Source organism: Pararhizobium qamdonense, from assembly GCF_029277445.1.
Lineage (GTDB): Bacteria > Pseudomonadota > Alphaproteobacteria > Rhizobiales > Rhizobiaceae > Pararhizobium > Pararhizobium qamdonense.
The window spans coordinates 557,888-583,960 of the sequence record NZ_CP119568.1; the positions used below are offsets into that span (position 1 = coordinate 557,888).

Below are 26,073 nucleotides of genomic sequence, written 5' to 3' on the forward strand. Positions count from 1 at the left end.
CATGCAATCATCCAGCGATCGAGACGCCGGAGCGCACTTCGAAATCAGCGCTTTCCTCGGCGATATCCAGCCCCGCGCCCGCCATGTCCGCCTCTACCAGTTTCAGCAAGCCGATGGCATCTGTGTCTTTGGCGGCACGGCGGGCGGATTCGAAATTTACACGGGCATTCGCGACGTCGGAGATTTTCATCTGCACGTTTGCCTTCGCCCTGTATAGTTCAGGCAGCCACCACGCTTCGCCCGAGGTTCTGCATTTCCGCACGGAGGCATCGAGTACGGAGATAGCTTCGGCATTTCGCCCAAGTCCACAGAGTGCTCGTGCCTCAAATGTTGCGAACATCGATTCGAACAGAACAAAGCCTGCATTGCGAAGTGACTGCAAACCTCGTCTTAGTTGTCGCAAGCCGGACTGGTTATCGCCGGCTCGCCGGACGAGCTCAGCCTCAAAGCAATCCGCGTAGGTTCGCCATATATCCAACAACATTGCTTTCGTATGTTGGCGGAGCATTGCTACATAATGAGCGGCAAGCTCGTCGTCGCCGGACATCAATGCAAGAGGGCAAGCGGCCTCGGCCAATGCATTGGTTAGAGACGCATAGTGGCGAATGCCGTCGGCATAATCGAGCATGGAGGCAACGTCTGTCATCGCTTCCTGCTCGTGCCCAATAAACCATTTGCAGCGTGCCAGCACGATCTGCGCTGTCACCCGCTGGTCGAACTGGAAACGGATGGCATGACCGGCAGAGGGCAAATCATCATATTCTGCCAGCATTCCCGTTAGAATACTCCTTGCTTCCATGTGACGCCCAAGCCAGTGCAGGGTTGCACCCTTCATGCGTTGGCCGATAAGGATATCGGCGGGATCGGGCGATGCCACCGCCATTTCAGCGAACCGGACAGTTAGTCCGAGCGCGCTCGTCGGCTCAGCCCTGTTGACGGCATCAACCCAGAGGCCCCAGATGGACCTGAGTTGATGATCAACGTCCCCGAGTTTCTCGGCGATCCGGGCTGAAGCGGTCCAGGCTTCCACCCCCCTGCCAGGCGCATCTGCCGCGATCAACTGTGGCCAGCCAAGCGCTGTGTAAAGCTTCATGCGGCTTGCTTCATCGACATCGGGATTGGCATCCAGATAGCCGATCGCCGCGGTCACGGAAGCAATGCATTCGTCGAACAGGGACAGTTTGAAATAGAGCGGAAGTGCTGCGACCGTGATTTTCGAACCGAGCAGATTGTCTCCATTTCCGATCAATGCCCAATCCAGGCACGCTCGCAGACCAGGCAAGAGGAATGAGAAATCACGAACGACCTCGTCGGTGCCGTGCGTATATATCGTTGTCGAAGATGCATCGAGCAACTGGCGCATATAGTCTGCGAAGTTGGACATCGTGTCGTCGAACCTGCCCAGGTCCGACAGCTTTTCAGCAGCGTAGATACGCGTCGTATCGAGCATCCGGTATAACTGACCACGCGGGCCTGCCTCTACAACTAAGAGCGATTTGGCGACAAGAGCCGCCACCAGATCGTCGGCGTCTTCGGCCATGAGAGCCTCTGCGGCTCCCATCGTAAAGCGACCCCGACAAACAGAGAGCGCAGCTAACGCCCCTTGCTCCGACGGAGTGAGGAGAAGGTAGCTCCAATCTAGGGCTGCCCGAAGTGTCTGGTGTCTGGGCAACGCCGTCCGCCGTCCGCGGCTGAGGACTTTGAAGCAATCGTCGAGCGACTTGCCGAGCGACGATATCCCCATGGACTCAAGCCGGCCTGCTGCAAGTTCGATCGCAAGCGCTATACCGTCCAGGCGGGTGCATATGTCTATGACGAGCGGCACATCCTCTTCGGTCAGTTCGTATCCACCCAGGCAGGCATCTGCTCTTTCCACGAAAAGTTGGACGGCCGGGAACCGGAGCGCCTCTTCGGGTCCGACCAAGCTAACAGGAAGCTCCAGTGGCAGGAGACGGTGAACACGTTCGCCGTTTCCGCGGAGCGGTTCACGGCTTGTCGCAAGGAACCGCACCAACGTCGTTTGCTGCAGGATGGTGTCGACAAATCGCGTCGCATCTTCAATCAGGTGTTCGCACCCATCCAGGATCACGAGTGACGGAACGGTCTCAAGCGATTTGCTTATCGCGTCGATCAAGCTATCGGAGCGCGATGGGACGCCAATGGCAGATGCGATAACCGTTGGTACAAGTTCGCCCGATGCAACTTCGGAAAGATCCACTCTGACGATCTTTAATTTGTCGGACAACCGCGAGCCGATTACCTTTGCGACGGTCGACTTGCCGATCCCGCCTGGGCCGGTCACCGTGATCAGCCGCCCCTTTTCCAACTGCGATAGAATGGCTTCAATGGTTTGATCGCGGCCGATTACGCGCACCAAATCGACGTCGCGGAATTCCGGTGAAGCCTGAAACTGTTCGGTCGGCATTTCCGACGATCGGCGCTCCACGCGTGCAATAAAGGTGTAGCCCCGCCCCGGAATGTTGGCGATGAAGTGTGGTTCGGCCTTCGTGTCCCCCAGTGCTTTTCTCAACGCGGAGACATGAACACGCAGATTGGCCTCATCCACAAACGTATCCGGCCAAACGTGTTTGACAATCTCTTGGTTGGTCTTGAGTTCGCCGGGATGCGCGATCAGATAAAGAAGGATGTCAGTCGCCCTGCTTCCGAGTGAGACGACGCTGTTGCCCCGCATCAGGCTCCGCCTGGCAGGCACAATCGAGAACGGAGCAAAATGCAGTTCCTCTTCCAAACCTGCTACTCCAGCGAGACCTGCCCCTCAGGCCGGAATCTGAAACTTCGACTGTCGATCGATCTGCGAATGGCCGTTTAACAACAAGCCGCCAGTATCTGAGACGAGTATTGCTTTAAGTTTGCCTTGACGTAATCACCTTAGCTAGCACCATTCGAATTCTCAGGACAAGACGACGAAAGAACGACTTGTCCGCCAGTAACGAGGCTGCCGCATTCGGAAAATTACTGAATCCTTTGAACGGACGCTTTCATTCAGACCAGCATCCACCCCATGGACGGGAACATCTTCTCCCAACGTGCCGACCTTTTAACTCCAAGTGCTGTTCCTCTTGATTTTCGAGCGAGCACGACATTACAAATAGCTGGGAGGCGACTTGGCTGGCGTGCGGGTGACATCAATGAATTCTCTTTACGACCATGGTGTTCACAAATTTCCCGATGCCGGACTGTTGGCGTCCTCTCGAGCACGGGGTTGGAAGGGAATGGCGGCGGAACTGCGATCGCATCCTGCTTGCGCCATTCCGGACATTTGTTCCACTCAGACCGAAATTACGTTCGCGGTTCGAGGGGCGAAGGCCGGATCAGTCCATCGGCGAGGAAACGGCCGGCTCCAGGTTGCTCCGAGCCGATCCGGTACAATCTGGGTGTGCCCTAAAGGCGTGAGTGAGGATCAAATCCGCATCACAGAGGCTATACCCGAAGTCTTGCATGTCTATATTCCCGATCATCAGATCGCGTCGCTTTCAGTCCATACCTCCCGCCCTGTAGTTTTCGATGAAAACTTCTATCAGGCAGGGCTCGAAGATGAATTCGTTCGGCAAATCTGCGTCCGCATCAACAGCGAGTTGCAAGAGGAGACTGCGGGCGGAGCGGTGATGATGGAATATCTCGCGAATGTCTTGGTCACCCATATCTGCGGCCGGTTTGCCGACCGACGTATTGTCGCTGAGACGCCCAGCAATGTGGGAGCTCTGGATTCCCGTCGTTTCAACCGTGTCCGTGACTATATTGAGGAGAATCTCAGTAGCGATTTGACTATTACGGAAATCGCCGCTGTCGCCTGTCTCAGCCGACACCATTTTGCAAGAGCTTTCAGAGCTGCGGCGGGGGAAAGTCCCAGCAGCTACATCGGAGCACGCAGGATCGATCGTGCATGCAATCTACTGGCGACATCGGAGATGTCGCTCGCGGAAATTGCTTTGGTCTGCCGCTTTTCGTCTCAAGCCGCTTTTGCACGAGCTTTTAAGAGGCAGTCAGGCCACTCCCCTGGCGAGTATCGGCGTACCAGCCAAGCTCGGTAACGCTTATCGCTTTTTTTACCGTGACCTCACTGTGGCGGTCCGCTTTCGACGGTGCGGTGGCTGGAAGCCGACCGGCAGCAAACGGCCCCCTTCCGGACATTCCGAATGAACGAGGTGCTTGATCTGCCCCGTCTATCTGGCGGCACGCGTCCGAAATAATAGCATGCCGATGGTTCGACTCCTTTCAAGGCGTAAAAAGCTTCTAGCCAGCTTCTGAAATCTGTCCGTCCACTGGCGCTGAAATCGACGCGAAGGTGCAATAGGGAGTGTCGCCTATCGATATTTGCGCGTGGCTGATGTGTTCCGGGCAGTATTCATAAAGCCGAGTGATTCTTTACAAGCTTGGCGCTGACAAGGACCTCCCGCAGCGGCTGCTTGCGCCAGACTTTCTGGAAGCTCTCGACAACGTTGTCGCTGGATACGGTTAGGCCTGGGAGGGCGACCCAGTTCGGTGTCTGCCTTCCCGGAAGGACCAGCACACAGGTATGTGCCACGCGACACCCTGCAGCTAAGGGCTGTTGAGCACCCATCTTGTTTCGCGCCCTCTCGCTGGTTATACTGTTTTTGAGAAACAGTATAACTCGGAGTCGAGTTGATGAAACCCATCGACCTCATGTACCAGACGATGCTCGCCGAGCTCGGCCAGCGTTCGCTCGACGCCGCGTGGACTGCCGCCTTCCCTCCAGAAGGCCGGTTCACCCCTGCGAACATCAAGGGGCGCAAGTATTGGTACTTCGATATCCCGGATGGACATGGCGGTACAAGACGACGCTACGTCGGTCCTGCCGACGATCCGGATATCGCGCAGCGCGTAGCTGATCATAAGAGGGACAAGGACGATCTCCGCGCTCGCAGGCGCATGGTTAACACCCTGACCCGCGAAGGCGGGATGCTCGCTCCTGACGCCATGTCGGGCGACCTCGTCGAGGCCCTAGCCGATGGCGGTCTCTTCCGGCTCCGCGGTATTCTCATCGGCACGGTCGCCTTTCAGTGCTATTCAGGACTGCTGGGCGTCCGCCTTCCCATGGCTGCGATCCTGACCGGCGATGCGGACATCGCCCAGGATTATGCCATCAGCCGGGAGGTTGAAGACAGCCTGCCTCCGATTGTTGAGTTACTGCAGGGCGTTGACGCCAGCTTCCGGCCAGTTCCCCATCGATCGGGATCCGCGGCCTCGTCAGCATTTCAGAATGCCGACGGCTACCGGGTTGAATTTCTGACGTCGAACCGTGGTTCGGACGACCACATCGACCAGCCGGCGAAGATGCCCGCCCTCGGCGGTGCAAGCGCGGACCCACTAAGCTTTCTCGACTACCTTATCAGGGAGCCAGTTAAAACAATGCTCCTCCACCGAAGCGGGGTCCCAGTCGTAGTCCCCGATCCGTCCCGGTACGCGGTCCACAAGCTAATCGTCGCCAGCCGCAGACACACTGATGGGCAGGGGGCCGCGAAGCGAGAGAAGGACGTTCGCCAAGCCGCGCTGCTTTTCGAAGCCTTGCAGCAGACGAGGCGATCAGCCGATCTGGCGCTCGTCTACAACGAGGCGTGGGAGCGCGGAATTGCGTGGCAGGAAGCCATTCGAACCGGGGCAGGGATGCTGCTCACACAAGATGCCGAGCTATTCAAGACGGTTCTGATCGAGGGGGCCAAGAAAAACAGGGAAGACATCGAGCTCCCGTTCGGAGAATAGGGTATCCTCTCTCCACAAGACAAGTATCTGATTTATTCAGACGTGGCGAAGACAAATGTGCCGAGAATTCGAGTCCTATCAAGAGCTTTGATCCGCGACCTTTATTTTCTAACCATTCCGAGGGTTCGCCATCCTAACTCAATCCGAGCTTTCCTGCGGACTTCTTTATTTGCCCGATCTCGAAACATCCGGCGGCTAAACGTGGTATAGCAGCTTGCGGCACGATCAGGTGCCCATGGAGATGGTCATGACCAAATTCGCACTCTACGTTCCGCTTGAAGCAAAACCCGGCAAGGAACAGGAAGTCGCCGATTTTCTGAGATCAGCCATACCTCTTGTCAACGCGGAGCCTGGCACGATTTCCTGGTATGCGATCCAGGAGGGTCCTAGTTCGTTTGCGATCTTTGATACTTTTGACGACGAGGATGGAAGAGATGCTCACTTAAATGGCCAAGTCGCTGCGGCCTTGATGGCCAAGGCAGAGGCAGGGGACCTGTTTGCCAAGCCGCCAAAGATCCATAAGTTGGCTATCCTCGCTGACAAACTGCCATAAGCGCCAGAAATTCCAAGCCCTGAGGGAAATGAGCTGCAGGTCTAAGTCGACCAAGGGGCTCAGCCTCCGTTACTAATCGTCGCCTTAGGACCTGGCTGAAGCTCTATCGTAAACATCGTTGGGTGCATCGTCAAAGCCGGAAATGCCGTCGAGGTTGCGAGCTGCAATTGCGTCGATGCGTGTGCTCTGGCTGTCCAGCTCGGCGCCGAAGCCACCACCGGGGCCCGTCGGGACGCGCCTGGGTTCCACCTGTCGCCGGTTCTAACTCGATGTCTTTGACTTTGACAGCCGGGAGGCATTGTGCGACCGTCGACGGGCATGGACCGGTGTCGGCGCGTAAATCCTCGTGAAGAGCTTTGAGTTCCTTGTGCAACGAGAGATATCCTCATGCGGATCGTCATCTTCGTGCCAAAGGACGTGCATTCTCTGGAAATTGCCGGGCTCATGGACGTGTTCGCTGAGGCGAACGCTCGGGTCGGCAAGGCATTTTACGAGGTTGCGATCGTCGCGGCACACGAGGGCGCGATTCGCTGTGCGTCGGGGCTCACAATCCTGCCCGATTACGCTTTCGACGCGTATCCGAATAAACCCGATACTGTGCTTGTGGCGGGGAGCGTGGGAGTTCCGCACCCCTCAGTCGGGCAGGTTCTCGACTGGTTGGTCAATACCGCCGCCCAAGCGCGGCGCTACGGGTCAGTGTGTACAGGGGCATTTGTGCTCGGCGAAGCGGGTCTGCTCAAGGGCCGGCGCGTTACCACGCACTGGCAGTTCGCATCCTTGCTTGCTGAGCGCTTCCCCCAGGCGCGGGTTGAAGGCGACCGGGTTTTCATCCGTGATGGTGCAATGATCACCTCGGCCGGATCCAGCGCGGCGATCGATCTCGGCCTATTTCTCGTCGAGGAGGATCTCGGACGGGAGATAGCACTTTACGTTGCTCGCCGGCTTGTCGTGTTTTTGAAGCGACCGGGTGACCAGTCACAGTTCAGTGTGCATCTGGCGGCGCAGGCGATCGACCGCAGCCGTCTACACAATGTCCAGCAATATGTTCTCAACCATCCGGCGTCCGACCTATCGATCACGGTCTTGGCGAACATCGCGGCAATGAGCTCGCGTAATTTCACACGTGTTTTTTCGCAAGAGGTCGGTATATCGCCGTCCGACTACGTCGAGCTGACGCGCATCGACGTTGCGCGCTTCCTCTTGGAAGGAAGCCGTCTCTCGATCGCATCGATTGCGGAGAAAAGTGGGTTTGGATCGGCACGCGCAATGCGGCATGCGTTCCTTTCGCATGTCGGAGTGACGCCGTCCGACTACCGTGATCGCTTCCGGACGTCTGGAGACGGAGCAAGAGTCAGTTTGGCCGAAACCGGCTGACGATTGTCCTGGAAGTGCCTTGGCGGCGGGTTGCTCCACTTTGGGTCGAAGTCCATGGTTCCAGCATGGAAGATTTTGATAAGCTCACGCAGTCGGCCCTCATAAAGCAAATACCCAGCGTAATTGAAGATGGGCTCCTCAGCTCAGATGCTGTCAGGCCGATCCTTGCGACGCTGGTCGAGGAAATGACTGACGGGATCGCAATCGCACGGCGTTTAGGGGCTAATTCCCCTTTGCTCTATGTAAACGAGGCCTTCGAACAACTCACTGGCTACTCTCGCAATGAGGTCATCGGAAAGGATTGCCGCTATCTGCAGGGCAGCGAGCGCGACCAGCAAACGATCGCCCTCATTCGCTCGGCGATCGAAGCGGCAGAGCCTGTGGACGCAACGCTGCGCAACTATCGGAAGGACGGCTCGGCGTTCTGGAACAGTCTCAGCCTCAGGCCTGCCTGGGTGGGTGAAGAGCTATTTTACGTCGGCATATTGCGTGACGTCTCCGCGATCCGCCAGGCGCATACTGCACTGGACCGCGTCGCAAACCTGGACGGGACCACAAGTTGCCTGAACCGTCAGTCGTTTCTCCTGGCTGCCGAAGAACGCTTCGGAATGAATACTGAAGCAACGTTTCTGGTTTTGAAGCTGGATGTGATCGACTTCCACGATCTCAACACCGGATACGGCTTTGAAGTTGGCGATGCCCTGCTGTGTGAAACCGGGCGACGGCTGCGCGACGTGGGCGCTGCGTTGGTTGCCCGGATGGGCGCGAACGAGTTCGCACTCGCTTTTGAGCTCACGGAAGAATCTTGTGCTGACGCGATCGTGAGCGCGGTCACCGCCTCGCTGGCAGCGGACTTCATCGTGGCGGGTGCCAACGTCGCGCTGCGGTTCGCCATCGGTTATGCGATAGACAAGCCTACGGCCGGCGCTATCTCGCTGATCCGCAATGCCGGCACAGCCCTGAGGGCGGCCAAATCCGACCCTTTGGGTGGTCCGCGCCGGTTTCGAGATTCGGACCACGAGCAAGCCCGCCGACGTTTGCGAATGACACGCGAGTTAAAGTCCGCGGTCGCGAACGACGAGTTTGTTTATCACTTCCAGCCTCAAGTAGATTTACTCACCGGTGAGTGGCTAGGCGCGGAAGCTTTGATACGTTGGAACCATCCGCTGTTCGGCAGCCAACTCCCCGGCAGCTTTATTGAAACCGCCGAGCGCTCAGGACTGCTGCTTGATCTGACCGAACGAGCCCTGACCATCATCGCGACATTCGCCCGGCGGGTCAACGCGCACCGTGACAAGGCACTGCGCTTCTCGGTGAACGTGTCGGCCGGGGAGTTCCTGCAGCACGACATGGCAGAAATGCTCCACCGCGTCCTTAGTCGAACCAACGCCCACCCGACATGGCTGACGCTTGAGATCACCGAAAGCATGTTCCTCAGCGAAACGCCCAGTGTGCTGGACGCATTCGAACGGCTGCGGCAGATCGGCGTCGGACTTTCGGTCGACGACTTCGGCACCGGCTATTCGAACCTACGCTCGCTCGAAACGTTTCCCGTTACAGAGATTAAGATCGACCGCACCTTTGTCAGCGAATTCTCAACGAGGCCCTCCAGAAACGTGATCGTCCGCGCAATCATCGACCTCGGACGCGCCCTTGGCCTGACGGTGGTCGCGGAGGGCGTGGAGACCGAGGCCCAGCGTGTTATGCTTGGCGAAATGGGCTGTCAGGTTGGCCAAGGCTACCTTTTCGGCCGCCCCACTGATGCGGACGTTTTTGCAACCAGCTTGGTAGTGATGGAGAGCCGAGGGTCGGATGAAGTTTAAGCTACCAGATGCGGTTTTACCGCTATTCTCGATTGTTCGGCTACCGGTCGGGAGCATTCCAACAGCAAGCACGTGATTGGACATTAAGTGAGTTCGTTTGCGCTAGGGGATCCCAAGGAAGAGACGCTGAGGTTCCAGGATCCATGCTGTCCGAACATAAGCTTGTCGAGAGAAGTCGTTGGACCAAGCATTTGGGAACAAGCTTGGCTTCATAAGCCTTTACGTCGATACGCCACTCGACCGGATGGTTAGGATGGTGAAGTCCTGACCACCGAAAGATTGCATTCGCCATGACTCTGGAGCTGCAGAACGTAATTCTGGAAATGATCGCCCGGGGCGAGGCGTTGCATTTAACGCTCGAACGTCTGTGCCTCGAGGTAGAGGCTCTTGTGCCGGAAGTGGTCTGTTCGGTGTTATCGGTTGACAGAGGACATCTTCACCCACTTGCCGGCCCGTCACTGCCGGACACCTATTCTGCTGCACTCGAGAATTTGGCCATCGGTCCGCTGATCGGATCCTGTGGCGCCGCATTCCGAACAGAAGCTGTCACCGTCACAGATATCGAGAACGATCCTCGCTGGGCAAACTTTAAGCATTTGGCTCTGCCGCTCGGATTCAAAGCCTGCTGGTCCACGCCGATCTGCAGTGGCGACAGAGTCGTCGCAACCTTTGCGTTTTATTTCCGTCAGTCCAGAGGGCCAAGCGACCCTGAACGGCGCATCGTTGATGCTTGTATTCACCTTTGCGCCATCGCGATTGAGCGCGAGGAGCGCGTCCGCGAGCGCCAGCGCTTGACCTACATTGACGTCCTAACCGGCCTGCCAAACCGGGCCAAGTTCCGTGCGTTTCTGTCGGAGCAAGCCGAGCGCGAAGAGGGCGGCTGGGGAGTTCTCCTCGCCGATCTCGACAATCTGAAGGCTGTTAACGACACGTTCGGGCATGGCGCTGGTGACGAACTAATCCAAGTCGTGGCGAAAAGAATAGCCTTGGTGGCCGGCGGGGGACGCGCATTCCGGATCGGTGGCGACGAATTCGCAATCGTTGTTGAGAGAAACTCGAACTCTTTATTGTCAATGCTGGCAGCAAGGATCCTTGGGGCCATCAAGGAGAATGCCGATTGCTGTGGCCATGTCATCGTTCCCGGCGCGACGCTTGGTGGGTGTCTTGCAGGCCCAGGGGAAACCCCCGATCAAGTGCGCCAGTGCGCCGATGTCGCCTTGTACCACGCGAAGGAACGCAGTCGGGGTCATTTCATCGAATACAGTGCGGGGCTTGGCACAGCGTTCACGAGGCGTTTCCGGGCCATACGCGATGTCAGCCTTGCGCTCGCCGAAAACCGGGTACACGCGTACTACCAGCCCATCGTCCAGCTTGAAACGGGCGAGGTGGTGGGCTTCGAGGCACTGTGCCGCATGGCAACGCCGTCAGGGGAGATCATCGCCGCTGCCAACTTTCACGAAGCGACAAAAGACGCCCATGTCGCTGCCGAGCTTACGCAATGCATGCTCTTGCGTGTCGCCAGTGATATGCGTGCCTGGCTCGACAGCGGACTGCCTCTCCAGCATGTCGGGATTAATCTTTCGGCTGCGGACTTTCATGCCGGCCATCTACAGGAGCGGCTTTGTACGGTCTTTGCGGACGCTGGCGTGCCGCTGAAACACGTTATCCTTGAGGTGACGGAGTCCGTTTATCTCGGCCAGCGCGATCACGTGGTTGCCGACGAAATCCAGTCGCTCCGTAACCGTGGAATTCGTGTTGCGCTTGACGACTTCGGAACAGGGTTTGCCTCGCTTACCCATCTTCTGACGGTACCAGTCGATATTATCAAGATCGACAAGTCCTTCGTCGAGAGGCTGGTTCCGGGTGATGGTGCTGTCATCATTGTCGAGGGGGTGCTCAGTATTGCCAACAAGCTGGGGCTACGTGTCGTGGCCGAAGGCATAGAGACCGATGCGCAGCTTGATCAGCTCCTGTCGTTCGGATGCAAGCTCGGGCAGGGGTACCTGTTTTCGAAAGCCGTGGATCGAGATGCTGCAACATCCCTCCTAGCCCGCCACGGACAGCATCCCGAGTTTGAAAGCCTTCCGCTCAGAGCTTGACAATGGGTCAGGCAGCCTCAATTCGGCTGCCGCCTGGCTTAGGTCCGCAGTGGCTCGTTTACCGAATATGCGGATCGCTGCTTCGCTTGCTACGCTCGGCCAGAAGGCCGCCGGTTTCAGGCGCCAACAGATCATGCCTTTCCGCGAAAGCGACGAAGACCGCTCGAGCCGTCTGTGCGTCGATATCCCCTATCAAAGCCGCCCGACAGGCCTTCAGCGCCAACTCGCGCGCCGGGTCATGTTGATTTCGCCATTCCATGAGGATCTGGTAGGCGTGCATGACCGAATTCACCTCGGTTGGGATACCAAGCCCCAGAAGAATCTTGACGGGTTTATCGAACATATCGGGTTTCATTGGCTGCTCCCTTCTTTGCCCGAATGTCTTTGGGTTAAAGCGGGGAGCACCGAGTGCGCTCCCCGCTTGCGATCATGACTTGGCACTCAGAGACGGCTGCAACTGCAGTCTTTCGAATGCGCGGGCGATGATTGTGCCTTCAGCACGCTTCGATTTCCGGCCGCGGCGCTTTCTGATTTCCACGACGAAGTTTTTTACCAGCCGCCTCTTCATCACAGATGCCTCAAGCGACCTGACGCTCTGCTTCGATCTGCAGCGGCGCGGACTGCTCGACAGCCGTTCCGATTGCGATCTTTCGCGGCTTCATGGCCTCAGGAATCTCGCGCTTCAAGGCGATGCGCAGGAGACCGTTGACCAGAGAGGCATCTTCCACCTTCACGTGGTCGGCCAGCTCGAAGCGGCGTTCGAACGATCGGCCGGCAATACCGCGGTGCAGATATTCGCCATCCTTTGCTTCAGCCTTGCTGCCCTTGACGACAAGAACGTTTCGCTCCTGCATGATGTCGAGATCGGCATCCCCGATACCCGCGACCACCATTTCGATGCGGTAGTCGTCGTCATTCGTCTTGACGATGTCATAAGGTGGCCAAGTATCGATCGCCTGCAGGCGCTGGGCGTTGTTCAGCAGATTGAACACGCGGTCGAAGCCGACGCTGGAGCGAAAGAGTGGTGCAAAATCAAGGTCGTTTCTCATAACCAAATCCTCCGTAAAGCGAGATGGAATGGAGACGCGGAAACTCGCGTCCCCGGTTGTGGCAGTCCCTTGCAGCGACTGACGAAGATGATCTAATTTTGAGAAAATCGAGTTTCAAGATTTCGGCTCAATTTTTTTTCAGGTGGTTTCGGCCGCCTGCTGAAGGCCAGCAGTATGGACAGTGGCGTGGCTGGCCATCGCGCTTCTTGTCCATTTTGGCTTTAGGTGCCCCGCGTAGGCAGAAGATCTATGGAGCGTTTTCGCCGGGGTAGTCGATCCCGCCTTCCGGTTCGCGGCGCTATGCTTAGGCTCCTGCGGCTACCCGTCTTTCGGCGAGACCGCCGCGAGAATTCCCGCTTTCCCGTCCTGCTCGGCCGGCACTATGCTGAAAGCTCCGATACTCTTCATTGTCCATCATGAAATCTTGCGCTCGCTCGCGACGCAACAAAGCACGGCGGTCGATTTCACGCCGCCAAACGGATCGGATCGGCTACCAGTGTAACCACGAGGCCTTCCTCCGCCCAATTGTAGTTGATGGATCCGCTGAGATGTCCCTTGACGCTTCGCTCCACCAACTTGCTCCCGTAACCGCCCATGCCTTGGGGTGCATTTATCTTAGGGCCACCATATTCCGTCCAGACGATCGTTACAGCTTCGTTGAGGGCAGAACACGAAACATCGAGTGTGCCTGTATCGACAGAGAGCGCCCCATATTTGAGGGAGTTCGTGGCCAATTCGTGCACGATCAGCGCAACGACGGTCGTCGATGCTTCACCGACACTCATTCGCGGTACAGACACCCGAATACGACCGCTAAAGGCTCCAAGATCGTCATAGGGGGCGAGCAGCACGGTCAGCAGGTCGCCAAGGAGCGCTGAAGGGGCTTCCGTCTGCCCAGGCACCGGCCGGACGAGATCGTGGGCACGTCCCAAAGCCGTCAGCCTCAGCGTCAATTCGCGCGCCATATCGTCGACTGTCGTCGTCGATCGTGATGTGATTGCCGTCAGTCCAGCGGCAATGGCCAGAAGATTTTTTACCCTGTGGCTCATTTCCCCTGCCAGCAGTTCCCGGCCTTCTTCGGCCTGCTTGCGGCCGGTGACATCGATGAAAATGCCGAACATGATCCGCCTGACCATGCCTGCATCATCACCCTGGCCTCTGGCAGAAATCCACTTGAGCTCGGTGCCGGTCATGATCCGAAAATCGATCTCGTAGGCACCGATAATGGTCCGTGTTGCCGTAAACGCCGCGCGGACCCTGTCACGATCGGCCGGATGTATGTGCGCGGACAGATCTTCGAAGGTTACGTCACCTCCGCGCGGAATTCCCCAGAGGTCATAGGAATGGTCATCCATCGCGAACGCGTCGGTATCGACGTTCCACGACCACAAGGTGACCCCGGCTGCCTCGATAGCGCGCACCAGGTTTTTCGATTCCCAAAGAAGGGGTTTGAGAGTTTCGGGTGTCGTTGTCATCAAAGCTCCGGAAGAATTAAAGTGGCAGGCGGTGTGGCGTCGCCCTTTAATTTGGGCTTGGAATAGAGCGGTCGGTCAACTGGAATGTCTTGATTTTACGGCGATTGGAAGACCAGTACAGACATGCGGGCGGCACCTTGAATAGGAGCGCCGCCGGCTCGGCGATGTGGTTAGACCTTGTTGTAGGTGAAGGATGTTAAAAGCGTAGTGACGAAGTTGCTGGCTTTTTCTTTGACGAGAACTTCCGTCCACTCATCTGTTCCCCGCAGCATCAGCCCGGTATAAATGCTATCGACCGCTGCTTCTTCGATGCGCTTGATATGTGCATGGAAGGAGGTCTCGTCTCCGGATTTATAGACATCGCGAACGACCATTCTAAGGATTTCCTGGATGGCGATCTGCCAGGCCGTGTTGATTGCCTGAAGCTCGTTGGCTTGATCCGTCATGGGATCCTCTTTCTATTGAGACCGATGGCCGGCCAAGTCTGATCTGCGTGGTCGTCAGGCACAAAAAAAGGCCAGGCAATCTGCCTGACCCCGGTTGGTAATTTGCTTTCGACAGTGCCAGTACATCCGTGGTCAAAGGAAAGCAGTTACCGATTATACGGCCTGCAGGTTGCAGGCAGACATCTTGCCCGACTTGTTGTCGCGCTCGAGGTCGAAACCGATCTTCTGGCCTTCGACAATTTCGCGCATTCCGGCGCGCTCGACGGCAGAGATGTGAACGAAGGCGTCAGCGCCGCCGTTGTCAGGCTGAATGAAGCCGAAGCCCTTGGTGGAATTGAACCATTTAACTGTGCCAGTGGTCATGATGAACCCTTTCATAGCAATATAGATGACCGCCACGCGAACGCATTGCGGATGAGGATAGCGATTGTTTTAAAGGGAGGGTTCGTTGAAAGCGCGGTGCCAATCGCGCGGTAACCAAAGCTCAGCAAGAAAATATCGACACCCATTTAACTAAGGCTTTGACTGCCTCATGTCAACTTTTAGTTTTGTCTCGGCAGAGATCTATCTGTGGATGTATTTGCCAGACCTACACTTCCGTCACTTGAAGCGTTGTCGTGCATGATTGGAATGCTGGTTGCGGATGTATCGTTATTCACAGAGGCGGACACCGTCAATGCTCGAATATTAGGCAAGGATCATACCAGCGCATTTGGCCAGTTCGAGCGGGGTATGAAAAGATTTTTTTCCTCAGGATCATTACATCGGTTGGCGCGTTACCTGCATTGGTCCGACATATTTAAAAAAGACATAACGACGGCAGGGGCAGGGGATGGTGAGGGATGGCGCATAATGGAATTACGGTGCTCGTCGTCGAGGACGAAATTCTCATCCGCATGGATGTCGCGACTTTCCTGGAGGATGAGGGGTTTACCGTTCACGAGGCGGCTGACGCCGATGAGGCGATCTCTATTCTCGATAAACACCCCGACATCAAGGTCATGTTCACTGACATAGACATGCCAGGCACCATGGATGGACTGAAGCTTGCAGCGGCCGTGCGCGACAGATGGCCACCGGTGCAGATCATCGTGACCTCGGGACATTGGCAGTTGAATGATGACATGCTGCCTGTTCAAGGCCGGTTCTTCAGTAAACCTTACGACCGTTCCCGCGTCATCGATGCCATTCGAGAGATGGTGGCCGCTGCCTGAGCAAAGGGAAGCGGGGAACTTGCGGCCTTCCAGGTGCGCCCCCTTGATGAAGGCGCTGTCTGTCCAATCCATTCAAGCCAAGTGGTTCCGTGCTGTAGCAACCCACTCGCCCGCCCATATTTAATATGACGGCACTGATCACAAGGCGTGCTATGGTGAGGGTGTCGACCTTGGCACTGCTGCCGATTAGTTGATCTGCCGAGTGATGACTTGCTCCGTGAGTCTCCGGCCCTTGAGGGCCTTTATGCCAATGACCCCAACGGCACATTTCGAAGCGGCGAGCACTTTGGCCGTCGTTGTTTCATCCAACGAACCGTTGCTTTTCCTGTCCGACGACCAGACGGTGATTGCGGCGAGCACCTCGTTCTGCCGAGCCTTCGGCATCGATCCCGCGACAGTTTGCGGTCAAAGCCTCGGTGACCTTGGAAACGGCGAATGGGCAATGCCGAAGCTGGGATCACTGCTGCGAGCGACGGCATCTGGAAGCGCGAACATCGAAGCCTACGAAATCGATCTCAAACGGCCTAACCAGAAGACACGGCAACTGGTCGTCAATGCGCAGACACTCGCTGACGGCGATGTCGATCGAATTCGACTGCTTGTGGCTATCACGGACGTGACCGAGATGCGGGCGGAAGCGCGATTGAAAGAAGATCTCGTTCGCGACAAGGCCATGCTGCTCCAGGAGGTTCAGCACAGAGTCGCAAACAGCCTACAGATCATCGCAAGTGTTCTGATGCAGAGCGCGCGCCGCGTTCAGTCGGACGAGGCCCGCGGTCACATCCAAAATGCCCACCACCGGGTCATGTCGATCGCAACGCTGCAACGACAACTTTCCGCGACCGATGGCGGAAACGTGGAACTTCGCCCCTATTTGACCCAGCTCTCGCAGAGCCTCGGGGCGTCGATGATCGCTGATCCTGACAGGCTCTCGATCCAGGTGACGGTCGATAAAAGCGTCGTCGACGCGGACGTGTCTATCAGCCTGGGGCTTATCGTCACCGAACTTGTCATAAACGCCCTGAAACACGCTTTTCCCGATGAGCGCACGGGTTTGATCGAGATCGCGTATCACTCAATCGGCGAGGACTGGACACTATCGATCTCGGACGACGGCGTCGGCATGCCGGTCGGCAACGAGGCGCCCAAGGGTGGACTTGGCACGGGCATTGTGGAGGCGCTTGTCAAAAAGCTGAAGGGAGAGATCCATCTCACGGAAGCCGGCCCTGGTACCATCGTCACGATCAGCCACCGGGAATCCGCAGATTCCCAAACAGATCTCTCTACGGCTGCTTAGGAACCGCTTGCTCCCGCAGAACGATACCCTCTGAGCCTCCAAAGCTCTCAACGCGCATGGACTGAGTGAGCAATGAAAAATGGCAAGGCGGTTGTCCTGATTGTCGAAGATAGCCCGATCATCCGAATGGGTGCAATCGATCTGGTGATTTCAGCCGGCTACGAAGCGCTGGAGGCTTGCGATGCGGATGAGGCCATTCGCATTCTTGAATCGAGAGACGATGTCGATCTGGTGTTCACCGACGTTCAGATGCCGGGGACGATGGACGGCATCAAGCTGTCGCACTACATCCGGGATCGATGGCCCCCTGTGAAACTGATCGTCGCATCAGGTGCTGCAATTCTCGAAGAGAGCAGCCTGCCGGTGGGAAGCCGATTCTTCCGGAAGCCCTACGATCATCGGGCAATTACCGACGTTATGGCAAGCCTGCTTTCAAGCGACCTGCAAACTGCTGTTGCCCGAGGCACATAAGGCCAACAACAGCCGGGTGGGCCGCCATCTCGATGGCATTAGGTTTGTCGAATTGCGCTGCTGCAATGTAAGAACCGACAGACCATTTGCGGCTCCTCTACGGCCCGAAAAGCAACGTATTGACTTGACCGTTACAGTTCAAACTCGCCTTCTAGGTCGCTCTGCGACCATTCCGGTCCTTTGGGCAACCGGGGCAGGACAGGTCAAAGGTTCGTATCCGTTCAAGGCGAAGACGCGAATCGCTACGACAGCTTAGCGCCTCCCCAACACGGACGTTTGCATGGGCAGCAAGACTGCCCCGAAGCAGACGCTTGACTTATTTGGGCTGAATGCCCGACCTTGGGTGGCAAAGAGACCGTCTGCTTCTAGAAGCGAGTGCGCCATCACCGACATTCGGTTTAGCGATTCGCTGTCGCAAAAAATCATCTCCAATATGTCGATTTGGCGAAAGTAATTCCTTTGGCGTCAGTGGCTCGAGCAATTTGCTTGTTTGAGGGGCGGGTTCCATACAACGAGCCATCCAGCCGCGAGGATGAAGCCAATTCCCAGCACCGTGAGTATATCCGGAGTGTCACCAAAGAACACGAAGCTCCAGAATACCGCGAATACCAGATAGCTGTAGTCGAATGTACCGATGATCGCTGCCGGGGCGATCTGATAGGCCTTTGCTACCCCGATGCTCTCCGCAACCAGCAAGATGCCCAGTAGTATAGTGATCGCCCATGTCCAATTGCTCATCGCCATCCACGGGCTTTGCAGGAACGGAAAAGCTAGGTCGTCAGCGGCCGGAACCAACATGATACCTCCGACGCCCAGAGCGCCCGATATGATGAGGCACACGTTCAGGCTCATAGCTACACTCAAGGCGTTCTCCTCAGCGCATCTGCTTCGAGTTATGACCGCCGCGAGTGCATAGAAGATGGCAGCAAGGATCGGAAGCAAAGCAACTGCGGAGAAGTCATCGGCAGCCGGGCGCAAAATGACGAACACACCGATGAAGCCCAGCAGGATTCCCAGCCACCTCCGTGCGCCAACAGGTTCTCCAATGAGGGCGGCTGAGAAGAGAGCGATAGACAGTGGCGTCGTGTAGAGCGCCGTGGCCGCCACTGACAGGCTCATGAACGGGAGTGCGGCGTAATAGGCAATCCACATCAGCACGATCAGCATGCTGCGCACAAACACCCAGCCCACCGCCTTTGGCCATAGCGGCGAAGTAGGAGCCAGAATTCTGGCAACGCCAAACAGCAGGGGAACGGTGACAAGTCCGCGTGCGACGAAAAGCTGCCACAGTGAGAAGTCGGCATTACTCTGTTTGACGACTGCATCGCCGAAGGCGAGCATGAAGACTGAGGTTACGATCAACGTGATGCCGAGGGGAGTTCTTTCGAGGCTCAAATGAAGGACTTTCGAAATGAGAGATATCTGAATCGCCGAGTGCTCGCGAACTCATCCGTCGGCAATGCCGACCAGCCGACACGCTGCTTGACGTGCGTGGAGGATAGCTTTCTGTCCTTGGCCCATCTGGGCCATCAGGGTCGCTCCTTCGAGCAACATAAAGATCGCATCCGACGCTGATGCCGCATGATCCTTGTCCATCCCCGCCTCTAGAATGCCCAAAAGCCGGCGCTTGAGGCTGTTCTTGTGCTCGACCACCGCGTCGAAGACCGGATGTCCCCGTTCACCAAACTCCGCAAGCGCATGGGCAAACAGACAACCATGAAAGTCGGCACCCAGAAACCATCTCTCGTACCAGTCAAAGATTGTTCCGATCTTCTCCTGCGGCGTCGAAGCACGCTGCGCAAGACGATCGAGTTGGGCGTCAAAGCGAGCGGCGCGATGGTTCAGCACTTCGACGATCAAGGCGTCTTTGGAGGAGAAATTGCGGTACATCGTCATCTTGGCCACGTCGGCTTCGGCAATGATCCGGTCGGTACCGGTCGCGTGATAGCCGGAGCGCGAAAACAGCGCGTAAGCCGTATCTACGATCTGCTGGCGTTTATTGGCGGGATCACGCGGGCGCGGCATAGGCGAACTCATTATGATAGAGACCGATCTGTATCATAATGAGTTCAGGTTTCAGGTTCGTCAAGCTTTATTCCTGACTAAAACGACAGTGCTGCACGTCACTTCTGCAGCAAAATCCATGATGACGAACGGCCCCTGGAAGGTCCTGTTTCAAGATTGATGACCGCCGACACGAAGGTCCGAAATCGAGTCGGGAGCGGTCATGTTGTTCTGTGGCGCTGTATGGTCGCTCTTTGATCCTTCCCGGCCAAACCCGGACAGTCCGCTTCCGGCCCCAAACTGGTCATGGCAATCAGGCTAGGTTCTTTGCGACGTCAACAAAACCAGCACCTTTGACAGGGTTCATTAACAGGGTCGAAGGTTCGATTCTCTTCAAGACCCTAACTGATCCGTTCTTCCTAGCAAGAGGCTTTGAAGAAGCAGGGCAGGCGACAACGAGCCGCTTCTCTCTCGGTTTCCAGCCTGCGTCCGCTTACAAGGACTCTGTCATTAAACGCAATGACCGACATCAAACTGAACGAACGAACCGTTCGGTCGTGCGCATTGTCCTAAGCAAAGTCCCCGATTCGGCCTGCTCGAAAGACGATCTCGGGTTCTCCCTCTTCGCCCACAACTGGATCGCCTCGGCGTTTCCATACAGCGACGCCCGCGTGCCGGGTGGCAAGATCCTTAGCTTCCTCAATGGCGGCATCCTCGGTCGCGGCAGGGCGAGGATCGAATGCTGGCACCGGTTGGCCGTGGTCGTCGAGATCGAATGCAAGGACATAGATTGATATAAAGGTTCCGGGCATTCAGTGTGCTCCTTGATAGGGGAGGAACGTCCTGAGAGGTGGTTCGGTTTGTCTGAACAGTTCCGGGCGTTTTGCTAAGTGGATTTTCGCCTCGATTATGCCGCCACCATCATTGGTGCCAGCGCGTTGAAGTAGGCCTGATCCGGTGTCTGCCGGTCAAGGGATGAATGTGGGCGTCGGCTATTGTAAAAGGTCAGATATCGGCCGATGCCAGCGCGAGCCTCGGACACTGTTTTGTAGGCGTGGAGATAGACCTCTTCGTATTTGATCGACCGCCAGAGCCGCTCGACGAAGACGTTGTCGCGCCATGCCCTTGCCATCCATCGAGATGGCAATCTCAGCCTTCTTCAGCCCGGCTGTGAAGTCGATGGAGGTAAACTGCGAGCCTTGGTCGGTGTTGAATATGTCGGGTTTGCCATAACGGGCCAGCGCTTCCTCGACCGCTTCGATGCAGAAGTCCGCCTCCATCGTGATCGACAGCCGCCACGACAGAACCCTCCGGCTGAACCAGTCCACGACGGCGCAGAGACAGACGAATCCCCGCGCCATCGGCACATACGTTATGTCCATTGCCCACACCTGGTTGGGCCGGGTGACCGCCAACTTTCGCAGGAGATAAGGATAGATTTTGTGACCTGGGGCTGGTTTGGAGGTGTTCGGGCGACGGTAGATCGCCTCGATGCCCATCTTCTTCATCAGCGTAGCGACGTGAAGACGCCCGGCATTCAGCCCTTCTCCTCTCAAAAGCCATTGTAACATCCGACTTCCGGCAAAGGGGTAGTCGAACCCGGACGACTACGAACGCGCGACTGAGTTCAATCGCTGCAGGCAGTCATCGATGACAGGCAGTGAGTGATAGATGGGGGGAGGGTGTCGGAGATTCAAGACCGTCTGAAGCATCTGTCGCTTGAATGGGTAAACCGAGGCAAGCATCGCAAATGCCGCAGCCGTCGTCGTCCATCGGCTGGTCCGCCCGCTCGCAACAGAGGCACACGACAGAGCATCGGAGCCGGCTTCTGTTTCCGCTCGGCATCAAGATTTCGATCGAGTCGTCCGATGCGATATTGATAACGGGATCCTGCATCGCAGCTACTCCAATGACCTCCGCAGCAAGAAATAAGAGCGGTTCGGCGCTTTGCAATAGCACGCTAGCGAGATCACGCGCGAGCGCGTAAGGGGATGGACTCTCCCGGCTTCACATGCTGTTCTGGCGCTCGGAGGGACAGGTATGGCATATGAGTGGGATCCTCGGCGCGCGAGACGCACTCGCCTAATCAGGCTTGTAGCGGCGGTCGCGATCAGCGCGTCGGCAATCACGGTGCCAGTCGCGGTCCTCTTGGCCGCCGCACCGATCTGACGGCGTCATCCGAAAGGACGATCGATGGCGCAGGACGATCCTTTCGAGCTTTCCCGCTTCGTTGCAGCACAAGACCGCGTCCTCGAGACGGTGCTCGCTGAACTCAGGGCCGGACGCAAGCAAACCCATTGGATGTGGTTCATCTTCCCGCAATTGCGTGCATTGGGCAGGTCTCCCACCGCGGATTTCTACGGCATTGGCTCTATCGAGGAAGCCCGGGCTTATCTCCGACATTCGGTACTTGCTGAAAGATTGGCGCGGACCACTGATGCGGTGCTCGGGATATCCGGCCGTTCCGCACATGAGATCTTCGGTTCGCCCGATGACATGAAGTTCCGCTCATCGATGACGCTGTTCAACGAAGCTGCCGTGGAGAACGAGGAACGATTCCGGCTTACTCTGGAGCGCTTCTTTGTCGGTGAGCCAGATCGTCGGACTCTCGAACTCATAGGCGGCGGCAACTAACCGCCGCGTGCCACACAGGTCGATCAGATCGCGCGAACGTCTTCCGCTTTCGACTTTCCGGTCTTGCGATCCTCGCCGATGTCGTAGCTGACCTTCGTGCCATCTTTCAGAGGCCCGCCTGACAGCACCGCCGAGACATGGACGAACACATCCTGCCCGCCATTGTCGGGTGTGATGAAGCCAAAACCCTTGTCCTGATTGAAAAACTTAACGGTACCCGTCGCCATGGTTATCCTCGTGAAACAAGCGGCGTCGATGCCGCCGGCAAATATTATGGATCGGCTGACATTGCCGCAACCATTCATCCTCAATAGCACAACCGTTTTCGGCATGCCCGGCCTTGTGCGGGGGCGGAATTTGCATTTCTGTGCGAGACATGTCTCTCTGCATATGAGCAAATGAATGCATCTGGAGCCTCGAACATTGAAGAAGCCGCATAAGAACTTTGTCGTTGAGTATAAGGGTGCGCGTCGAAAACCCACGCTGCAATCCAGCTCAATCTGGGGCAACGTCGATTTGCGCCGGTTCGCCGAGCACGACGGCAACGTCGAAGTACTTCGGATTGGCGGGCTTCGCGCCGATTCAGATGCGGCGATGCACGAGGTAGCCCACGCGCCCGCGTCGACAATAAATCTGCAGCGAGAAACAACATCGATCTTTTCACTGGAGGTACAGATGGCCGACGACCCGAGCATGTCCGAACAGGTGTCCACCGAGCCCGAAACTGCTCTGCAAAAGGTCCCTGAGCCCAAGAAGCGACGCCCGCGGACCAAGAAAGTGGCGTCGGAAACTGCAGCTTCTAACGCTTTGGTCGAAGCACCGGCTGTTAAGAAAACACGGGCGAAGAGGGGTAGCAAGAACGCCGCAACCGAGGTGACGCCGTCTGCCCGCCCTGGCGGACGCAAAGCCAAGAGTGCCGTCGAGGCGGTTGTCGGATCCGCCACGCAGGCTGTCTCGCCTATCACGGCTGCTGCGGAGATGGAGGATCTGCTTCAACTCGAGCAGGAAAATAATCGGTTGCGGAAGTTGCTTGCGGAAAAGCTCCGCGAGGAAAATACTATTCTTCGCAAACGACTCGGTCTTGACTGACCTGATGCCGTGGGATGGTTGGCTTAAGCGCCGACCATCCTCTTCAGCGCGATGTAGCTTGACCGCTGATAACGGGCATCTTCCTCTCCACCGCCCAATGGGTTGCGTACGACAGGATGGGAGTTAAAAAGCGATGGTAAAGTCGCCCTGGAAACTTCTCACCGGATTGCTGTCCCGGGGAAAGACCACGGATCAGCATGACGTTGGAAAAGCCAACATCACCGAGATTTCCAACGAGGTCGGAGGGCCTGGAGCCAATTCCAACGCTGCTGAAGCATCTATAGCGGGCGAGCCCGCACCTGAGCCGAAACCACCGGCCGCGTCGCAAGGTGGCGACGGCGAAGCCGCTGATCGTCAGGAGCCGTCGATGGCGGCAGAGCTGCCTGACTCTATGCCGGCCGATGAAGCGTCCACCTTGGCCCGGGGTCGCGCTGTGGTCGTCATAGGCGCCGAACAGCGAAATCGGCAGGATAGGATCCCGCGGGAGACCCGAAGGAAGGTCAAGGTAGAAGCGCCGGGTTATACCAAGGATGCGGAGTCGGCTGCCACGTTGGTGGAGCAAGTGGCGCCGAAGGCACCAGATCCAGATCGGGCGCTGAACAGTGAGATCCGAGAACTACGGTCCCAACTGGCAGCGAAGCTCCGGCTTCAAAATAATCAACTGAGGCAGATGCTTAGCCGTTTTGAACCGAAGTAAGTCTTGTGTCGATCCACCCATCGGCGCCGATGGTGGGGTCAAACACGACGCCGAAACACACCAGAAGTCGCCCGCCACGGGCAAGCTTGTGGACTGCCCGCTCATGGTGGCCAACAGCGTCCACTTCGCAGTTCCTGAGACTATGAGCCCGACGACGATCGAGCCGCTGATCTACCTCGCCGAGAAGGGGTTTTGAATGCTTTTCTGCCGCCCTTTGCCGTCGATCAACAGATCTCCGACAGGTCTCTGGCGTCGCCAATGGACGACTTCATTCGCAAAACAAGGGAGTTTGCCGCGCTCTGGCCGGCCAGCCGTCAGCTGTCGCCGAGGATCACGGCCTTCGCGAACTTTCTCACGGAGCATCTCCTTTTCGACGATACGGCTAGCTTACGTGGGGCGCCGTGATCCTACGCGCCCGTGATGCACGTAGCGCCAACTCACGCCCACACCTTTGAGGTCGCAATCTCCGACCTCGGCCCTCGTCATTCGGAATCTGCATGAGCAACGACTTGGTTACGTCCCTGAGCCTTGGCGGAGTAGAGAGCCTCATCCGCTTGGCGCTGAAGGTGCTCTGCGGAAATACTTTTACACCGCTTTGTCGTCGCGAGACCAATGCTCACGGTAATATTGGGCATGACGCGCGACAGAGGGTTAGGGAGAGACGCGGCCTCGACCCGTTTGCGGATGGTTTCAGCGACCGCATAGGCCGCATGTTTGCCGGCACCCGAGAGCAGGATCAGAAACTCCTCGCCTCCGTAACGGGCCACGTGATCACGATCATCTCTGAGGCTGCTCTGAATGATGCCAGCAACCTTTACCAGACCGCGGTCCCCCTCGGCATGGCCGAGGCTATCGTTGAGACACTTGAAATCGTCGATATCGCACATCAAAATCGCAGCGCCCCCTGAATTTCCCGCTTCTTGCCAACAGTCGTCCAGGGTTTCCATCATCGAGCGTCGGTTCGCGACGCCGGTCAACGGATCGGTTCGGGCAAGCAGTTCGAGTCGCGCATTTGCGTCAGATAGGTCGGTGAGGCGACTGCGGTCCCGCAACTCCAATAGGAAGGTCTTGTGCGCCAGGATCGTCGCAGTTCGTCGCGCCACCAGCGTCGCACCAATGCCGCTCGCGAAGAAGAGCGTTCCTGCAACTGCACTTCCAAGCTCGATGTCCGGGTTCCTGAGCTGAAACAGCAGGTAAATACCGATGGCATACGCGCCAATCACCATCGCCCAGCGCAGAGGAACCGGAAAGATGACGATAGCGGTCACGGCGACGAAAAGCATGATCGTCAAATGCCGCTCGTAAAATTCGCCGCCTGTCGCAACGCCTACCAACGCAACAGACACCAGAATAAAGAAGACGCCAACCAGGAGAACGGTTGCTTGCAGCCACCTAGCCCTTTGCTCGCGAAAAACGACCGCAACGGTTACGGCCGCGGGGGGAAGGATCGAGGCCGGTAGAAGCATTGACATGACGGTCCCGGCCGGGAGGAGGAACGCATTGAGGCACAACGTCAGGACGTCGAGGACGATCACCCAGATCATCCAAGCCCGGATGATCTTGGACATCTGCGGCCACGTGCGCTCGCGCAAAAGGCGGGAAAGCTCGATGTTCAAGCGAATGTCGCGGGTTCGGCCGCCAAGTTGGCGCTCCACTTCTTCGGTAGTGAATGCGCTGAGCCGTGCAACAGGCTTCGGCGGCAGTGAGCCTGCCGATTTTCCAGAAGCAGGTATCGGTTGTTCCTCCATCTCATCGACTTAGGACGCACGACATAGGAAACAAGAGCGGGCAAGGTGCAGGCGTATAAAAGGGTTTGCGACATCTAAAAAAGACCGTGGCGCGTCGGAGGCTGACGCGATATGTGCCAGATCGAACGATGCAATCGAACCGTGCGGTTTGCTGGCGACGCGTAAAAGCATGCCGAACTTTTCCCCGATCCGGAAGACCCGAGGAAGGGCACCATCGCCGGCGGCCCCAGGGTTGGGCGCGACCGTGATCTCCGCGCAGCTCTTTAACGCCTACAAGGCCGAAAAGAGGGGCTTCACGCTGCTCGACACCGGCTCGGCCGCCGGCCACGACGCGTCGCTGATCAAGGCCTATGAGCGA

24 protein-coding genes and 2 pseudogenes are annotated in these 26,073 nt (G+C 57.2%); 15 read left to right on the forward strand and 11 right to left on the reverse strand.

Annotated features, from left to right (window positions below):
- Positions 1-7 precede the first annotated feature (7 nt).
- On the reverse strand, positions 8-2,749 hold the full coding sequence (locus PYR65_RS28175; RefSeq protein ID WP_276122049.1) for an ATP-binding protein: 2,742 nt from the start codon (positions 2,747-2,749) through the stop codon (positions 8-10).
- Between the two features lie 400 nt (positions 2,750-3,149).
- Between PYR65_RS28175 and PYR65_RS28180 the strand changes: the two genes are divergently transcribed.
- The 6 genes from PYR65_RS28180 to PYR65_RS28205 all read left to right on the forward strand — a co-directional run bounded on the left by PYR65_RS28180 (position 3,150) and on the right by PYR65_RS28205 (position 11,591).
- Positions 3,150-4,052, forward strand: coding sequence for a helix-turn-helix domain-containing protein (locus tag PYR65_RS28180; RefSeq protein WP_276122050.1), 903 nt, complete (start codon positions 3,150-3,152; stop codon positions 4,050-4,052).
- Between the two features lie 595 nt (positions 4,053-4,647).
- On the forward strand, positions 4,648-5,742 hold the full coding sequence (locus PYR65_RS28185; protein ID WP_276122051.1) for a nucleotidyltransferase family protein: 1,095 nt from the start codon (positions 4,648-4,650) through the stop codon (positions 5,740-5,742).
- A gap of 247 nt (positions 5,743-5,989) precedes the next feature.
- Positions 5,990-6,295: a putative quinol monooxygenase gene (locus PYR65_RS28190; RefSeq protein WP_276122052.1), complete on the forward strand. Its 306-nt coding sequence runs from the start codon at positions 5,990-5,992 to the stop codon at positions 6,293-6,295.
- A gap of 387 nt (positions 6,296-6,682) precedes the next feature.
- A complete protein-coding gene (locus tag PYR65_RS28195) occupies positions 6,683-7,669 on the forward strand; it encodes a GlxA family transcriptional regulator (protein ID WP_276122053.1) in 987 nt (328 codons plus the stop codon).
- 65 nt (positions 7,670-7,734) lie between these two features.
- On the forward strand, positions 7,735-9,492 hold the full coding sequence (locus PYR65_RS28200) for a putative bifunctional diguanylate cyclase/phosphodiesterase (protein WP_276122054.1): 1,758 nt from the start codon (positions 7,735-7,737) through the stop codon (positions 9,490-9,492).
- Positions 9,493-9,782: 290 nt separating this feature from the next.
- Positions 9,783-11,591 carry a sensor domain-containing phosphodiesterase gene (locus PYR65_RS28205; protein WP_276122055.1) on the forward strand — a complete coding sequence of 603 codons (1,809 nt, stop codon included), beginning with the start codon at positions 9,783-9,785 and terminating at the stop codon, positions 11,589-11,591.
- 58 nt (positions 11,592-11,649) lie between these two features.
- On the opposite strand, the gene PYR65_RS28210 is transcribed toward PYR65_RS28205, so the two are convergent.
- The 5 genes from PYR65_RS28210 to PYR65_RS28230 form a co-directional block, all read right to left on the reverse strand.
- The gene (locus tag PYR65_RS28210; protein ID WP_276122056.1) at positions 11,650-11,946 is read right to left on the reverse strand and encodes a DUF982 domain-containing protein; all 297 of its coding nucleotides are present in this window, start codon (positions 11,944-11,946) and stop codon (positions 11,650-11,652) included.
- Positions 11,947-12,169: 223 nt separating this feature from the next.
- Entirely contained in the window at positions 12,170-12,640 is a 471-nt protein-coding gene (locus PYR65_RS28215) for an Hsp20 family protein (RefSeq protein WP_276122057.1), read from the reverse strand.
- 464 nt (positions 12,641-13,104) lie between these two features.
- Positions 13,105-14,115 (reverse strand): sensor histidine kinase, encoded by a 1,011-nt coding sequence (locus tag PYR65_RS28220; RefSeq protein ID WP_276122058.1) that lies wholly within the window; start codon positions 14,113-14,115, stop codon positions 13,105-13,107.
- A gap of 170 nt (positions 14,116-14,285) precedes the next feature.
- On the reverse strand, positions 14,286-14,561 hold the full coding sequence (locus PYR65_RS28225; RefSeq protein ID WP_276122059.1) for a hypothetical protein: 276 nt from the start codon (positions 14,559-14,561) through the stop codon (positions 14,286-14,288).
- Between the two features lie 153 nt (positions 14,562-14,714).
- On the reverse strand, positions 14,715-14,924 hold the full coding sequence (locus PYR65_RS28230) for a cold-shock protein (RefSeq protein ID WP_027687039.1): 210 nt from the start codon (positions 14,922-14,924) through the stop codon (positions 14,715-14,717).
- Between the two features lie 479 nt (positions 14,925-15,403).
- Here PYR65_RS28230 and PYR65_RS28235 point away from each other — a divergent pair, with 479 nt between their 5' ends.
- From PYR65_RS28235 to PYR65_RS28245, 3 genes are all read left to right on the forward strand, one after another.
- On the forward strand, positions 15,404-15,775 hold the full coding sequence (locus tag PYR65_RS28235) for a response regulator (protein ID WP_276122060.1): 372 nt from the start codon (positions 15,404-15,406) through the stop codon (positions 15,773-15,775).
- A gap of 244 nt (positions 15,776-16,019) precedes the next feature.
- Positions 16,020-17,072, forward strand: a complete 1,053-nt coding sequence (locus PYR65_RS28240; RefSeq protein WP_276122061.1) for a sensor histidine kinase — start codon at positions 16,020-16,022, stop codon at positions 17,070-17,072.
- A 72-nt stretch (positions 17,073-17,144) separates the two neighbouring features.
- Positions 17,145-17,543: a response regulator gene (locus PYR65_RS28245; protein WP_276122062.1), complete on the forward strand. Its 399-nt coding sequence runs from the start codon at positions 17,145-17,147 to the stop codon at positions 17,541-17,543.
- 465 nt (positions 17,544-18,008) lie between these two features.
- Here the strand turns inward: PYR65_RS28245 and PYR65_RS28250 are convergent, their stop codons facing one another.
- Both PYR65_RS28250 and PYR65_RS28255 read right to left on the reverse strand, forming a co-directional pair.
- Positions 18,009-18,938, reverse strand: coding sequence for a DMT family transporter (locus PYR65_RS28250; RefSeq protein ID WP_276122063.1), 930 nt, complete (start codon positions 18,936-18,938; stop codon positions 18,009-18,011).
- Between the two features lie 51 nt (positions 18,939-18,989).
- Positions 18,990-19,568: a TetR/AcrR family transcriptional regulator gene (locus PYR65_RS28255; protein WP_276122064.1), complete on the reverse strand. Its 579-nt coding sequence runs from the start codon at positions 19,566-19,568 to the stop codon at positions 18,990-18,992.
- Between the two features lie 332 nt (positions 19,569-19,900).
- Here PYR65_RS28255 and PYR65_RS28260 point away from each other — a divergent pair, with 332 nt between their 5' ends.
- Positions 19,901-20,341, forward strand: a complete 441-nt coding sequence (locus PYR65_RS28260) for a hypothetical protein (protein ID WP_276122065.1) — start codon at positions 19,901-19,903, stop codon at positions 20,339-20,341.
- Positions 20,342-20,454: 113 nt separating this feature from the next.
- Here PYR65_RS28260 and PYR65_RS28265 read toward each other — a convergent pair.
- A pseudogene (locus PYR65_RS28265) lies at positions 20,455-21,142 on the reverse strand (IS3 family transposase); the annotation flags it as partial.
- Positions 21,143-21,740: 598 nt separating this feature from the next.
- On the opposite strand from PYR65_RS28265, the gene PYR65_RS28270 reads away from it, so the two are divergent.
- Positions 21,741-22,181: a DUF1810 domain-containing protein gene (locus PYR65_RS28270; RefSeq protein WP_276122066.1), complete on the forward strand. Its 441-nt coding sequence runs from the start codon at positions 21,741-21,743 to the stop codon at positions 22,179-22,181.
- A 23-nt stretch (positions 22,182-22,204) separates the two neighbouring features.
- Here the strand turns inward: PYR65_RS28270 and PYR65_RS28275 are convergent, their stop codons facing one another.
- Positions 22,205-22,408: a cold-shock protein gene (locus PYR65_RS28275; protein ID WP_276122067.1), complete on the reverse strand. Its 204-nt coding sequence runs from the start codon at positions 22,406-22,408 to the stop codon at positions 22,205-22,207.
- Positions 22,409-22,604: 196 nt separating this feature from the next.
- Here PYR65_RS28275 and PYR65_RS28280 point away from each other — a divergent pair, with 196 nt between their 5' ends.
- The 3 genes from PYR65_RS28280 (at position 22,605) to PYR65_RS30660 (ending at position 24,372) form a co-directional block, all read left to right on the forward strand.
- Entirely contained in the window at positions 22,605-23,270 is a 666-nt protein-coding gene (locus PYR65_RS28280) for a transcriptional regulator (RefSeq protein WP_276122068.1), read from the forward strand.
- Between the two features lie 133 nt (positions 23,271-23,403).
- Entirely contained in the window at positions 23,404-23,967 is a 564-nt protein-coding gene (locus PYR65_RS28285) for a hypothetical protein (protein WP_276122069.1), read from the forward strand.
- A gap of 192 nt (positions 23,968-24,159) precedes the next feature.
- Complete coding sequence (locus tag PYR65_RS30660) at positions 24,160-24,372, forward strand: LysR substrate-binding domain-containing protein (RefSeq protein WP_407951365.1); 213 nt, start codon at positions 24,160-24,162, stop codon at positions 24,370-24,372.
- A 77-nt stretch (positions 24,373-24,449) separates the two neighbouring features.
- Here PYR65_RS30660 and PYR65_RS28290 read toward each other — a convergent pair whose 3' ends face one another.
- Positions 24,450-25,715 (reverse strand): GGDEF domain-containing protein, encoded by a 1,266-nt coding sequence (locus PYR65_RS28290; RefSeq protein WP_276122070.1) that lies wholly within the window; start codon positions 25,713-25,715, stop codon positions 24,450-24,452.
- Between the two features lie 165 nt (positions 25,716-25,880).
- Here PYR65_RS28290 and PYR65_RS28295 point away from each other — a divergent pair.
- A pseudogene (locus tag PYR65_RS28295) lies at positions 25,881-26,073 on the forward strand (glycine betaine ABC transporter substrate-binding protein); the annotation flags it as partial.